This window comes from Micromonospora radicis, from assembly GCF_003583405.1.
Classification (GTDB): Bacteria; Actinomycetota; Actinomycetes; order Mycobacteriales; family Micromonosporaceae; genus Micromonospora; species Micromonospora radicis.
Map to the genome: position 1 here is coordinate 63,527 of NZ_QXEC01000001.1, position 12,990 is coordinate 76,516.

Annotated in this window: 12 protein-coding genes; 3 read left to right on the forward strand and 9 right to left on the reverse strand. The window is 72.8% G+C overall.

Translation table 11 applies throughout. The features are described from left to right. Window positions 1-3: 3 nt before the first annotated feature. Window positions 4-555, forward strand: coding sequence for an STAS domain-containing protein (locus D2L64_RS00280; RefSeq protein ID WP_119572407.1), 552 nt, complete (start codon window positions 4-6; stop codon window positions 553-555). A gap of 131 nt (window positions 556-686) precedes the next feature. On the opposite strand, the gene D2L64_RS00285 is transcribed toward D2L64_RS00280, so the two are convergent. The 9 genes from D2L64_RS00285 to pgi all read right to left on the reverse strand — a co-directional run bounded on the left by D2L64_RS00285 (window position 687) and on the right by pgi (window position 9,893). Then, on the reverse strand, window positions 687-986 hold the full coding sequence (locus D2L64_RS00285) for a BON domain-containing protein (RefSeq protein WP_119572791.1): 300 nt from the start codon (window positions 984-986) through the stop codon (window positions 687-689). A 138-nt stretch (window positions 987-1,124) separates the two neighbouring features. Continuing rightward, window positions 1,125-2,330: a sensor histidine kinase gene (locus tag D2L64_RS00290; RefSeq protein WP_119572792.1), complete on the reverse strand. Its 1,206-nt coding sequence runs from the start codon at window positions 2,328-2,330 to the stop codon at window positions 1,125-1,127. A 13-nt stretch (window positions 2,331-2,343) separates the two neighbouring features. After that, window positions 2,344-3,039 (reverse strand): response regulator transcription factor, encoded by a 696-nt coding sequence (locus D2L64_RS00295; RefSeq protein ID WP_199714351.1) that lies wholly within the window; start codon window positions 3,037-3,039, stop codon window positions 2,344-2,346. Window positions 3,040-3,045: 6 nt separating this feature from the next. Then, complete coding sequence (locus D2L64_RS00300; protein WP_119572408.1) at window positions 3,046-3,969, reverse strand: S1C family serine protease; 924 nt, start codon at window positions 3,967-3,969, stop codon at window positions 3,046-3,048. A 20-nt stretch (window positions 3,970-3,989) separates the two neighbouring features. Beyond that, on the reverse strand, window positions 3,990-4,940 hold the full coding sequence (locus tag D2L64_RS00305; RefSeq protein WP_119572794.1) for a VWA domain-containing protein: 951 nt from the start codon (window positions 4,938-4,940) through the stop codon (window positions 3,990-3,992). A gap of 8 nt (window positions 4,941-4,948) precedes the next feature. Beyond that, complete coding sequence (locus D2L64_RS00310; protein WP_119572409.1) at window positions 4,949-5,932, reverse strand: DUF58 domain-containing protein; 984 nt, start codon at window positions 5,930-5,932, stop codon at window positions 4,949-4,951. Then, a complete protein-coding gene (locus D2L64_RS00315; protein ID WP_325049891.1) occupies window positions 5,929-6,960 on the reverse strand; it encodes an AAA family ATPase in 1,032 nt (343 codons plus the stop codon). The genes D2L64_RS00310 and D2L64_RS00315 overlap by 4 nt, the downstream gene beginning before the upstream one ends. A gap of 379 nt (window positions 6,961-7,339) precedes the next feature. Then, window positions 7,340-8,101 (reverse strand): aminoglycoside N(3)-acetyltransferase, encoded by a 762-nt coding sequence (locus tag D2L64_RS00320; RefSeq protein ID WP_233558678.1) that lies wholly within the window; start codon window positions 8,099-8,101, stop codon window positions 7,340-7,342. 157 nt (window positions 8,102-8,258) lie between these two features. Then, on the reverse strand, window positions 8,259-9,893 hold the full coding sequence (gene pgi, locus D2L64_RS00325; RefSeq protein ID WP_119572795.1) for a glucose-6-phosphate isomerase: 1,635 nt from the start codon (window positions 9,891-9,893) through the stop codon (window positions 8,259-8,261). A 270-nt stretch (window positions 9,894-10,163) separates the two neighbouring features. Between pgi and D2L64_RS00330 the strand changes: the two genes are divergently transcribed. Together D2L64_RS00330 and D2L64_RS00335 are read left to right on the forward strand one after the other, a co-directional pair. Beyond that, window positions 10,164-11,603 (forward strand): glucose-6-phosphate dehydrogenase, encoded by a 1,440-nt coding sequence (locus D2L64_RS00330; protein WP_119572412.1) that lies wholly within the window; start codon window positions 10,164-10,166, stop codon window positions 11,601-11,603. Window positions 11,604-11,798: 195 nt separating this feature from the next. Next, a complete protein-coding gene (locus tag D2L64_RS00335; protein ID WP_119572413.1) occupies window positions 11,799-12,872 on the forward strand; it encodes a sporulation protein in 1,074 nt (357 codons plus the stop codon). Window positions 12,873-12,990: the final 118 nt, after the last annotated feature.

Sequence of the window (12,990 nt, forward strand, 5' to 3'; positions counted from 1 at the left end):
GGCATGGCCGTCGTCCTGGACGACCACCTGGTCACCCTGACCTGTGACAACTGCGGGGACACCGTCACCGGCCCGCGCCCACCCGCCGACGGCGAGGTGGTCTGGACGCTGCTCTCCGAGCACGGCTGGGGCGGCTCGCCACTGGCCGCCGGCCCGCACCGCTGCGCGCACTGCATCCGGCTCGGCCCGGCCGCCGGCGGCGTACCCGGCGGAATCCTCGGCATCGAGCACATCGACGGCGTGACGGTGGTGACCGTCGCCGGTGACGTGGACCTCGACACCGGCGACACGCTGCGCCTGGCCCTGCGGCACGCCGCCGACATGGGCGGTGACGTCCTGATCGACCTCGGTCGTACCGACCTGCTCGACTCCACCGCCCTCGGCCTGCTGGTCCGCGCCCACCGCACCGCCGCCGAACGGGGCGCCCGCGTCTGCGTCGCGGTCACCTCGCCCCTGATCCGCCAGGTGCTACAGGTCACCGGCCTGGACAAGGTGCTGTCGGTGGCCGTCGACCGCGCCGAGGCCCTGGCCCGGCTGACCGCCGAGCGGACCTGACCGTCGACGTCCGACCGCCGATCGGCGCGGACCGTCGGCCGGGTCGGCGGCGGCGCGACCTGGCCCGACCGCGCCACCCCGTGTCCGGCCCGCCCGCACTGCCGGTGCCGGGCGTGCGGGCGGGCCGGAACTCAGCGGCGGCTGCGCCGGTGCCCGGCGAGCCGCAGGGCGTTGCAGACGTCCGCCACACCCTCGACATCCCAGGCCAACTCACCGGCGGCACGCCGGGTCTCGGCACCGGCGACCAGACCGGTGAGGATCACGACCCGGTTCTGCACCATCACGGTGATCTGCTGACGGCGGGTGCTCCAGTCGGCGCTCAGCCGCTGGGCGACCAACGCGGCGAGCCGGACGTCCTCGTCATGGTCCTGCGGCTCGTCCCACAGCGCGCGAAACGAGTGGTCGTCGGGCATCGGCCAGGGCCACGGCATCACCACAGCGGTCTCCTTCGTCGTCGAGGCCGGCGTCCCGACGCGCCGTCCCGATCGACCACCACCTTGCGCAAGGACCTTGGAGTCGACCGCACGGTTGGATGACAGTTGCGTGACAGATAACCCGACGAGCGCCGGTCACCGCGGCGCGGTGGCCGGCGGCGGGTCGTCGTCGGCGCGGTCCGCCGCCGGCAGCCAGAACACGAAGGTGCTGCCCGCACCGGGCTGGGAGAAGACCGCCACCTGCCCGCCGTGCGACTCGACGATCTGCCGGACGATGGCCAGCCCCAGCCCGGTACGCCGCTCACCGGCACCACCCCGGCCGCCCGCACCACGCCAGAACCGGTCGAACACCCGACCCCGGTCCGCCTCGGCGATGCCCGGCCCCTCGTCGACCACGGCCACCCACAGCCAGCCGCCCGTGCGCCCCGTCGCCACCTCGACCGCGCCGCCCAGCGGCGACAGCCGTACCGCGTTGGACAGCAGGTTGCCCACCGCCCGGCGCAACGCGTCGGGGTCACCGACGAGCACCAGGTTCGCGCCGAGCGCGTACCGCAGGCGCAGCCCCCGCCCGGCGGCCAGCGGGGTGAAGTCCTCACCCGCCTCCTGCGCGACGGTGCTCAGGTCGACGTCGGTGTCGGCCGTCGAGTCGGCGTCCCGCCGGGCGGTGGCCAGCAGATCCTCCACCAACCGAGACATCCGGGTGGTGGCCCGGTCGACGGTCGCCACCGCGGCGACCCGCTCCTGCTCGCTGGCGTCCGGCGCGGTCAACGACGCGTCCAGATTGGCCCGGATGATCGCCAACGGGCTGCGCAACTCGTGCGAGGCGTCGTCGATGAGCTGACGCTGGGCGCGGAAGGCGCGGTCGAGCCGGTCCAGCATCGAGTCGATGGTGTCACCGAGATCGCGCAGCTCGTCCTGCGGGCCCTCCAGCCGGATCCGGCGCGACAGGTCGGTGGCCTGGATCTCCCGCGCGGTCCGGGCGATCGCGCCGACCGGACGCAACGCCCGCCCGGAGAGCACCCAGCCGATACCGAGACTGGCCACGAAGAGGCCACCGAGCGCGATCAGTGAGTAGTCCCGTACGGTCTGCAACAGCCGCAGGTTCACCTCGTCCTCGATCTGCTGCACCTCGGCCACCTCGATCGTGACACCGGTCGGCACCGTCCGGCCGTCGCTCTTGAGCTTGACCAGGTGCGCCTCGTACCGTTCGCTGATCGGTTTCGGATCGATCGCCCGGTCCACCGCCAGGTACGCCACCAGCAGCCCGGCACCGGCCAACGCGAACAACAGCGTCGAGTAGAGCACCGTCAACCGGAACCGGATCGACCGGAACACACTCACGCCGCCACCCCACTCACGCCGTCCGCTCACGCAACCGGTAGCCGCGCCCGATGACCGTCTCGATCGGCGGTTCGTCGTCGTCGCCGGTGAGCTTGCGCCGCAGCGTACCCACGGTCACCCGGACCGTCTCGGTGAACGGGTCCGCGTTGGCGTCCCAGACGTGCTCCAGCAACTCCTCCGCCGGCACCACCTGCCCCGGTCGGGTCATCAGATACTCCAGCACCCCGAACTCCTTGCGGGTGAGCCGCAACCGGCGCAACCCCCGCCGCGCCTCGTGCCGGGCGGTGTCCAGGGTCAACTCGCCGACCGTCAGCACCGCCGAGGTGCCGCCGGTGTCCCGACGCAGCAGCGCCCGTACCCGGGCCAGCAGCTCGGCCAACGCGAACGGCTTCACCAGGTAGTCGTCGGCCCCCTCGTCGAGGCCACGCACCCGGTCGCCCAACGCGCCGCGGGCGGTGAGCATCAGCACCCGCAGTTCCGGCCCGCCGGCCAACTCCACCGCACCCGAACGGACCGCCCGGCAGACCGCGAACCCGTCGGAGTCCGGCAGATTCAGATCCAACAACATCAGGTCGTACGCGTTGACCCGCAGCAACTCGAACGCGGCCGCCGCGTCGCCCGCCAGGTCGACCGCGTACCCGGCCCGGACCAGCCCGACCCGCAACGCACCCGCCAGATCCTCCTCGTCCTCCACCACGAGCAGTCGCACGTCCCGTCATCCCCTCGCGATCAATCGCTGCGCCACCTGGGCCGCCCGGTCCACCGGGATGGCGAAGCCGATGCCGATGTTGCCGCTGCCCTCCAGCGTGGCGATGGCCGTGTTCACTCCGACCACCTCGCCCCGGCCGTTCACCAGCGGCCCACCCGAGTTTCCCGGGTTGATGGAGGCGTCGGTCTGCACCGCCGGCTGTCGGGCACCGCCGCCGAGGCGCACCGGCCGGTCCAGCGCGCTGACGATCCCGGCGGTCACCGTGCCGGAGAGGCCCAGCGGCGAACCGACGGCCAGCACCGGTTCGCCCACCCGGGTCTGCCCGGTCGGGGCCAGCGGCAGCGGGCGCAGCCCGTTGCTCGGATCGACGCGCAGCACGGCGATATCGGTACCCGGGTCACGGCCGACCAACCGTGCGCTCAACCGCCGACCGTCCTGACCGACGACACTGACCGTGCCGCCCCGGGCCACCACATGGTCGTTGGTGACCACATGCCCCCGGTCGTCGATCAGGAAACCGGAGCCGGAGGCACCCCGGCCACCCGTCGACGCCTGCACCGACACCACCCCGGCCAGCACCCGGTCGGCGGCGGCCACCAGGTCGCCACCGGGCCCGGTGGCGAGTGGCGGCGCGGCGGCCTCCACCGCCTCCGGCGCGTCGTCGCGGGCGGCGAGATGACCGGCCACGCCACCGGCGCCCGCCGACACCGCCACCAGCGTCAACCCGGCCAGCAGGAACCGGGGCCACCGGGACGGGCCGCCACCGGGATCGGTGCGCGGCGGAGTGTTCGCCCCGGGCGGCGGGCCAGGTACGACCGGCGGAGCCGGTGCGCCCGCCGGTACACCGGTCGGGGCGGCACCGGGGTGCAGGTCGGGGGAGACGAACCGCGGCCCGCGCGGCTCACCGAGGCCCGGAATCGTGCTCGTCATGAACTGTCCCTTCGAAGTCGTCACGGCAGGCGGGAGAACCAGAACATCGACGTGGCCGCGGCCAACAGGGCGAACAGCAGACCGGCACCGATGAACCGGGCCGAGACGTCCTGCCGCTCCATCCGGTAGCCCACTGACGAGCCGATGTCGGCGTACGCCTCGCGCAGCTCGGCGCCGCTGCCCGCCTCGTAGTAGCCGCCGCCGGCCTGCTCGGCGACCGTCCGCAGGGTCTCCCCGTCGACCGGTACCCGCTGACCCGCGCCGATCTGACCGTCGAGCGTGCCGAAGGAGATGGTGTCCACCGGCACATCCGCCTCCACCGCGTCGGCCGCCGCCGACGTGGGACTGCGCCCGGAGGTGTTGGCCCCGTCGGAGAGCACCACCACCCGAGCCGGTGGCGGCTCCTCGACCGCCTGCGCGTCCAGCGTGCGGATCGACTCCAGCGAAGCGTGGATCGCCTCGCCGATCGCGGTGCCCTGGATCCCGGTGATCCCCTCGTCGAGCCGGTCGATACCGGCCGCCATCACCTCCCGGTCGCCGGTCGGCGGCACCATCACCTGGGCGCTGCCGGCGAACGCCACCAGCCCCACGTTGAACTCCTCCGGCAGGTCCGCGACGAACTCCCGGGCCGCGTCCTTGGCGGCGATCAACCGGTCCGGGGGTACGTCGTCGGCGAGCATGGACCGGGACACGTCCACCGCCACCATCACGGTGGCCCGTTCCCGCGGTACGCGTACCTCGTCGGTGGGCCGGGCGAAACCCACCACCAGCAGCGCCAGCATGGCGATGAACAGACCGGCCGGTACGTGTCGGCGCCACGTCGGGCGCGACGGCGCCACCTTGTCCAGCAACCGCAGGTTGGTGAACCGGACCGCGTACCGGCTGCGCCGACGTTGCAGCACCAGATAGCCGACGACCAGGGCAGCCACCCCGGCCAGCAGCCACAACCGCTCCGGCGACTGCCAACTCATGCTGGTGTTCACGCGGCGCCTCCGTTCGGCTTCCGGGTGGCGCGGGACAGCCGGCGCTGGGCGTGGACGTGCCGGACGATGTCGGCGATCCAGTCCCGGTCGGTGCTCAACGGCAGGTGTGCCGCACCCGACCGGCGCAACGCCCGCGCCACGGCCAGCCGCTGCGCGGCGGCCGCCGCCGCGTACCGCTCCCGCAGCCGGCGGCTGCCGGTGGCCACCTCGCGGCGGCGCCCGCTCTCCGGGTCGACCAGCGTGATCAGGCCGACGTCGGGCAGCTCCAGCTCCCGTGGGTCGCGGACCTCGACCGCGAGTACCTGGTGCCGGGCGGCCAGCCGCCGCAGCGGCGCCTCCCACTGTGGTGGCGCCCCGTCCGCGCCGGCCAGACCCTCGTCGGGCAGCCCGTCGAGGAAGTCGGAGACCACCACGGCGAGCCCGCGTCGACCGGCGGCGCGGCGCAGCCCGTCGATCCCGTCGGCCAGCGCCACCGGCTGGGTGGCGGGCCGTCCCCGGGGCACCTCCATCAACGTCCGCAGCAGGCTGATCAGGTGGTGCCGTCCGGTGCGGGCGGGGAATCGGCGTACCCCCGCGTCGCCGAGCAGGTGCGCGCCGAGCCGGTTGCCGGTGCCGGCGGTGAGGAACCCGACGGTCGCCACGGCGGCCACCGCCAGCTCCCGCTTCTCCAACTCCGCGGTGCCGAAGTCCATGCTGGGCGTGGCGTCCACAAGCGTCCAGGTGGTCAACTCCCGGTCGGCGTCGACGGTACGCACGTGCGGCACCGCGGTACGCGCCGTCACCGACCAGTCCATCCGCCGTACCTCGTCCTCACCGGCCCGGTACTCCCGGCTGCCGGCGGGTTCGCTGCCGGGCCCCGGCAACAACCCCAGGTGCTGCCCGTGCAGCAGCCCGTCGAGGCGGCGGGTGATGGTCAACTCCAGCCGGCGCAGCCGACGCTGTGGTGCCAGCTGCCCGAGCGTGGTCGAGTCGTGGTTCATGCCGCCGTCCCCAGACCCGGACCCTGGCCCTCCTGGGCCGGGGCGATCTGCGGCGGCGGCACCGCCTCGACCACCCGCCGCACCAGCTCGGCCGGGTCGACGTCGTCGGCGACGGCGTCGAAGGAGAGCACCAGCCGGTGGGCGAGCACGTCACCGGCGATCTCCCGGACGTCGGTGGGCAGCACGTAGTCCCGCCCACGCAGCAGGGCCAGGGCCCGCGCCGCGGCGACCAGCCCGAGGGTGGCCCGGGGACTCGCCCCGTACGCCAACTGCCCGGCCACCTCGGCCAACCCGAACCGGCGCGGGTCGCGGGTGGCCAGCACCAGCCGGACCACGTACTCAGCCAGCGCGTGGTGGACGAAGACCTCCCGGGCCCGGGCCTGCATCGCCAGCAGCCGGGCCGGGTCGAGCACCGGCCGGGCAGCCGGCGTACCGGTGCCCATCCGGTAGAGGATGCCCAACTCCTCGTCGTCGGTGGGATAGTCGACCACGACCTTCATCAGGAACCGGTCCCGCTGGGCCTCGGGCAGTTGGTAGACCCCCTCGGACTCGATCGGGTTCTGGGTGGCCAGCACCAGGAACGGCGTCGGCACCGGATAGCTGCGACCGCCGAGCGACAGGTGCCCCTCGGCCATCACCTCCAGCAGCGCCGACTGCACCTTCGCCGGAGCCCGGTTGATCTCGTCGGCCAGGACGAGGTTGGCCATCACCGGCCCCAGCTCGACGTCGAAGCTCTCCTTCGACGCCCGGTAGATCCGGGTACCGAGGATGTCCGAGGGCACCAGGTCCGGGGTGAACTGGATCCGGGCGAAACTGCCGCCCACCGCCGTGGCCAGGGTCTCCGCCGCGAGCGTCTTCGCCACTCCGGGTACGCCCTCCAGCAGGCAGTGCCCCCGGGCCAGCAGCGCGGTCAACAACCGCTCCACCAGCCGGTCCTGCCCGACGATGACCCGCTTCACCTCGAACAGGGTCTGTTCCAACAGTCGGGCCGCCCCGGCGTGCTCGCCGATGACGTCGATCTCGCGTATGTCGGTCGTCGTCACGCACTCGCTCCTCGGTCGCGTCAGGGGACGCGGGCACCCGACCAACGGGGGAGGTCGGGTACCCGCTCGTGACCCATTGAGCCAGAGCACCCCGAAAGCCAACCGAACGACGAGCGCGAAGGCCCGGGGCCGCCAGATTGATTGAGCTGGTCTCCGCAGGTCGACTGCCGAGGGCCGGTGGCCGGCTGCTGCGATGGGGCTTCCAGGCGAGGTGACGTGAGGTTTGTGGGCGCTATCGAGCTGATGGCACAGACGGATCGCGGTCCGGGCTAGCGCGCAGTCGCGGCACGACGGCGCGTTTGATGAGTGTGCGGCCCGCCTTGCCGATCGCGATGCCGAACACGCCCTGGCCACCTTGCCAAGATCACGCTCGATCCTGGATCGAGTGGCATCCCGGCGCCACAATAGCGACTCGATCCGGGATCGAGCACGACCTTGAGTCGACCAGCGCGCGTTGGCGCATCAGTCGGCACTCGGCCGCGCCCACCCGACCGATCCGCGCGCCGCCGCCCTCGAAAGCCTCGCCTACCCGGTCGAAGTCGCTCTCGTCGGTGTCGACGTCCTGCCAACGCGTCCAGGCCCGGCCGGTGCGGATGCGGACAGCCGAGCCCTCCCGCCTGCGCGGTGGGTTCGGCAGTCTGTACTCGGCCAAGTGCAGCGACGTGTTGCGGTGGTGTCCCACCCCCAACAGCAGGACGTCACCGTCGAGCCGGTACACGGCACCCACGGGCGAGTTCCTGCCCAGCATCTCGTCGAGTCGATGCCCGCTCACGACTGCCTCGGCAGCCGGGCCGACGGCCGCGAACGACACCTGTGGGTGGTCGCTGCGCCGCGCGCCGGGCCAGGTGCGCACCGTCTCCGCGACCACGCCCATCCACCGGCTCGGCGTCACCGCCGGATCGAACCCGGGCAGGTGTGCGCGGATCACCGGCCACCACGACTCCGGCACCGGCGGATGCCGCCAGCCGGCGGGATCGGTGTTGTCCGGGGTGTGCGTCGCTACCACCAGCGTGCCGTCCGGGCCGAGGGCATCGAGCAGCGCCTGGACCACCGTGACCGGGCCGCCGCAGACCCAGCCGAGTGCCTTGAGTGACGAGTGCGCCAGCAGCACCGAACCGCGCCGCACCCCCAGCGACCTCAGGTCGTCGGCGAGCGTGGCGCGGGTGTACGGCAGGCCGGCGTCGATCGGCCAAGCCTACCGGGCCGCCCGCCCCCAGCTCGGGTTGATCGAGAGGTGGTGGTCGTGTCGTGACCGGCACCTCTCGATCAACCCGTCGGGCGGGTCAGCGGCGGTGGCGTTGGGTGCGGTAGCGGCGGATCAGGGCGGCGGTGGAGGAGTCCAGCGTGGTCAGGTCGGGCCGGTCGGCGGTGAGCAGGGGGGCGAGCTGGTTGGCCATCACCTTGCCCAGCTCGACGCCCCACTGGTCGAACGGGTTGATGTCCCAGATCACGCCCTCGGTCAGGACGATGTGCTCGTAGAGGGCGATCAGCTGGCCGAGGGTGGCCGGGGTGAGCCGGTCCGCCACGATCGAGGTGGTGGGGTGGTTGCCGGACATCACCCGGTGCGGGACGAGTTCGGGGGCCGTACCCTCCGCGGCGACCTGCTCGGCGGTGCGGCCGAAGGCCAGCGCGGCGGTCTGGGCGAAGAAGTTGGACATGAACAGGTCGTGCATGTCGCCGATGTCGTGGTTGGGCTCGCTGAACGCGATGAAGTCCGCCGGCACCAGCCGGGTGCCCTGGTGCAGCAGCTGGTAGAAGGCGTGCTGGCCGTTGGTGCCGGGCTCGCCCCAGAAGATCTCCCCGGTGTCGTACGACACCGGCTGGCCGTCGGTGCGTACCGACTTGCCGTTGCTCTCCATGGTCAGCTGTTGCAGGTACGCCGGGAACCGGTGCAGGTACTGCGAGTACGGCAACACCGCGTGGGTCTGTGCGCCGAGGAAGTTGGTGTACCAGACGTTGAGCAGGCCGAGCAGCACCGGCGCGTTGCGGGCCGGGGGAGCGGTGCGGAAGTGCTCGTCGACGGCGTGGTAACCGGCCAGCAGCTCGTCGAACCCGGCCGGGCCGATGGAGAGCATGACCGACAGGCCCACCGCCGAGGGCAGCGAGTACCGGCCGCCCACCCAGTCCCAGAAGCCGAACATGTTCGCCGGGTCGATGCCGAAGTCGGCCACCCGCTGCGCGTTGGTGCTGACCGCGACGAAGTGCCGGGCCACCGCCTCGTCGCCCGCGTCGAGCCCGGCCAGCAGCCAACGGCGGGCCTGGTGGGCGTTGGCCAGAGTCTCCTGGGTGGAGAAGGTCTTCGACACGATCACGAACAGGGTGCTGGCCGGGTCCAGGTCGGCGGTGGTGTCGTGGATGTCGGTGGGGTCGATGTTGGACACGAAGCGGCAGCTGATGCCGGCGTCGCGGTACGCCTTGAGCGCCTCGTACGCCATCACCGGTCCGAGGTCGGAGCCGCCGATGCCGATGTTGACCACGGTGCGGATCCGCTCGCCGGTGTGCCCGCGCCACTGGCCGGCGCGCACCTGGTCGGCGAAGTCGGCCATCCGCTGCCGGACCGCGTGCACGTCGGCCACCACGTCCTGCCCGTCCACGGTCAGCGTGGCGTCGCGCGGCAGCCGCAGCGCGGTGTGCAGCACGGCCCGGTCCTCGGTGCCGTTGATGTGGGCGCCGGCGAACATCGCGGCGATCCGGTCGGTGAGCCCGACCCGCTCCGCCAGCGCGGTCAGCAGGGTCAGGGTCTCGTCGGTGACCAGGTTCTTGCTGTAGTCGACGTAGAGATCGGCCACCTCGACGGTCAACCGCTCGCCCCGGTCGGGATCACCGGCGAACAGGTCCCGCAGGTGCGTCGCGCGGATCTCGTCGGCGTGCTTGCGCAGGGCCTGCCACTCGTCGGTGGTGGTGACGTCCGCAGCCATCGGATCGATCGTCTCCTCGCAGGGTCGGCACGCCGCCGGCATCGGCCGGCCGGCGGGGATGTCACCAGCCTGCCACACGAAGATCGCCGCGCGAGCCGGACGCGGTGACTGCTCACCATCGGCAGCCGGCCGATCACCGCGGCAGCGGACCGGTCGCCAGAGCAGCCGACTGGTCACCAGAGCAGCCGACTGGTCACCGCGGTGGCCGGTCGGGGCGGCGGCAGTGGGGTCCGGTGCGTCGCCGCGACCGGGACAGGGCAAGGTGGAACCATGACGACCTCGGTCCCGAGCGCCCCCACCACCGTCCCCGCACGCTCCTCGACCGTCGCACCGGCGCGGCAGACGCTGCTGGTGCTCGGCGCCAGCGGTGACCTGACCGGCCGGCTGCTGCTGCCCGGCCTGGGGCGGCTGCTGGCCACCGGGGCGGTGCCCGGCCTGCGCCTGATCGGTAGCGGGATGGACGACTGGGACGACGAGCGCTGGCGCCGCCGGGTGGCCGACTCCTTCGCCTCCGTCGGCGCCGACGGCCCGCACGAGACCGCGGTCCTTCGCGACAGCCGGTACGTGAGCGCGGACGTGACCAGCGAGGACGACCTGCGGCGGCTGCTGCGGGACTGCGCCGGACCATTGGTGATCTTCTTCGCCCTGCCGCCGCTGGTGACCGCCCGGTCGGCCGCGGCGCTGGCCCGCATCGGCGTGCCACCGGGTACCCGGCTGATGTTGGAGAAGCCGTTCGGTGTCGACCGCGTCTCGGCCCGCTCGCTCAACGAACTGCTGGCCACTCTCGTACCGGAGGAGCAGGTCCACCGGATCGACCACTTCCTCGGCAAGTCGACGGTGCTGAACCTGCTCGGTCTGCGCTTCGCCAACCGGATCTTCGAGCCGGTGCTCAACGCCACGCACGTGGCCTGTGTGGACATCGTCTTCGACGAGACCCTGGGGCTGGAGGGCCGGGCCGGCTACTACGACGGGGCCGGCGCCTTGATCGACATGGTGCAGAGTCATCTGCTGCAGGTGCTCGCCCTGCTCGCGATGGACCCGCCGCCGACGTTGCGGGCGTCGGAGCTGCGTGGCCGTAAGGCGCAGGTGCTGCGGGCCACCCGGCTGTGGGCCGACGACCCGGTGACGGCCAGTCGACGGGCCCGGTACGCCGCAGGGGAGATCGACGGTCGGCGGCTGCCGAACTACACCGACGAGCCGGGCGTCGACCCGGCGCGCGGTACCGAGACGCTGGCCGAGTTGGTGTTGACGGTGGACACCTGGCGGTGGGCGGGGGTGCCGTTCCGGCTGCGCTCGGGCAAGGCGACGGCCGGCGTACGCAAGGAAGCGATCATCACCTTCAAGCAGCCGGCCCGGGTGCCCGACGGGCTGACCGGCTACGAGCATCCGGACCGGCTGCGGATCGGGTTCGGTCCGGACCGGCTGGGCCTGGACCTCAACATCAACGGTCCGGGTGACCCGTTCGACCTGGACCGGGTCCGGCTGACCGCCGACTTCGGTCCCGGTGACCTGCCGGCGTACGGCGAGGTGCTGCGGGGGGCCTTCGAGGGGGATCCGACCCTGTCGGTACGCGGCGACGTGGCCGAGGAGTGCTGGCGCATCGTCGAGCCGGTGCTGGCCGCGTGGCGGGCGGGCGCGGTGCCGTTGCAGGAGTACCCGGCCGGTTCCGCCGGACCGGACGACACGCTGCTGGGCCCGGTGCCGGGCTGACCCGCGCCCGTGAAACCCCTCACCGCAAGTGATCGGCTGATCTCTCTCAGCTACCTTACAGCTTGCGCTGCTAGCTTCCGGTGCCGACGGGATCCATCATGGACGGCGTCGATCCCGTTGCGACGCAACGGTTCCGCGTGGATCTTTCACGTTGGTCCCCGGGGTCGCGCCGGTCCGCTGGCGAGGGAGAAGCTCGTGGTGTTCAAGAAGATGCTGGGTGCCTTCGGGGTCGGCGCGCCCAGCGTCGACACGGTCCTGACCAATCCCAGCACCCGGCCCGGGATGCTGCTCGGCGGGCAGGTGAACCTGACCGGCGGCAGCTACGACGTGGAACTCGACCACGTCGTGCTGGGCCTGATCACCCGGGTCGAGGTCGACGGCGCGGAGGCCGACCACGACGCCACCGTCGAGTTCCACCGGGCCACCGTGGCCGGTGGGCTGCGCCTGGCCCCGGGGCAGCAGCTGACCCTGCCGTTCCAGATCCCGCTGCCCTGGCAGACCCCGGTGACCGACTTCTACGGCCAGCCCCTGCCCGGCATGGCCCTGGGCCTGCGTACCGAGGTGGCCATCCGGGGCGCGGTCGACAAGGGTGACCTGGATCCGGTGTACGTCCACCCGCTGCCGGTGCAGGAGCGGATCCTCGCGGCGTTCGGCCAGCTGGGCTTCCAGTTCAAGGGCGCCGACCTGGAGCGTGGGCAGATCGCCGGGGTGCACCAGACCCTGCCGTTCTACCAGGAGATCGAGTACTTCGCCGCGCCGCAGTACGCCCACGGGGTCACCGAGGTCGAGCTGACCTTCCTCGCCGACGAGCACGGCGTTGACGTCGTGCTGGAGTTCGACCGGCGTGGTGGGCTCTTCTCCGGTGGCCACGACACGTACGGCCGCTACCGGGTATCGCACGCGGACGCCGATCGGCTGGACTGGGTCGCCGAGGTCGACCAGTGGGTCCGTGCGGCGCTGACCCAGTACCAGACGCTGCACCCCGCCCCCGGCCACGGCCACCCCGGCTATGCCCAGCCCGGCCACGGCCAGCCGGCATACGGCCAGCCGGGTTACGGCCCCGGCTACGGCCAGCCGGGCGGCTACCCGCCGCCACAGCACAGCTACGGCCACCCGGAGCAGCACGAGCGGCGGGGGCCGGGCATGGGCGCGGTCGCGGCGGGCGTGGTCGGCGGAGCCGCGCTCGGGATGGCCGGCGGCCTGGTCGCCGGTGAGGTCTTCGACGCCTTCGGCGACGACGAGGGCGACGACGGCGGCGAGGAGGAGTGACCCCGGCCGCGGCGACCTCACGGTGAGCGGACGGCCCCCGCGCGCGCTTCACGCCCCGGGCGGCACCCGCGCCGACCGCCCGACCACCAGGCTCCCCCCTGGTGGTCGGGCGGTCTTG

Excerpts from the sequence above, each read along its gene's own strand:
- D2L64_RS00280 (WP_119572407.1), top strand. The coding sequence starts at position 4 with ATGGCCGTCGTCCTGGACGACCACCTGGTCACCCTGACCTGTGACAAC.
- D2L64_RS00285 (WP_119572791.1), bottom strand. The coding sequence starts at position 986 with ATGCCGTGGCCCTGGCCGATGCCCGACGACCACTCGTTTCGCGCGCTG.
- D2L64_RS00300 (WP_119572408.1), bottom strand. The coding sequence starts at position 3,969 with ATGACGAGCACGATTCCGGGCCTCGGTGAGCCGCGCGGGCCGCGGTTC.
- D2L64_RS00305 (WP_119572794.1), bottom strand. The coding sequence starts at position 4,940 with ATGAGTTGGCAGTCGCCGGAGCGGTTGTGGCTGCTGGCCGGGGTGGCT.
- D2L64_RS00310 (WP_119572409.1), bottom strand. The coding sequence starts at position 5,932 with ATGAACCACGACTCGACCACGCTCGGGCAGCTGGCACCACAGCGTCGG.
- pgi (WP_119572795.1), bottom strand. The coding sequence starts at position 9,893 with ATGGCTGCGGACGTCACCACCACCGACGAGTGGCAGGCCCTGCGCAAG.
- D2L64_RS00330 (WP_119572412.1), top strand. The coding sequence starts at position 10,164 with ATGACGACCTCGGTCCCGAGCGCCCCCACCACCGTCCCCGCACGCTCC.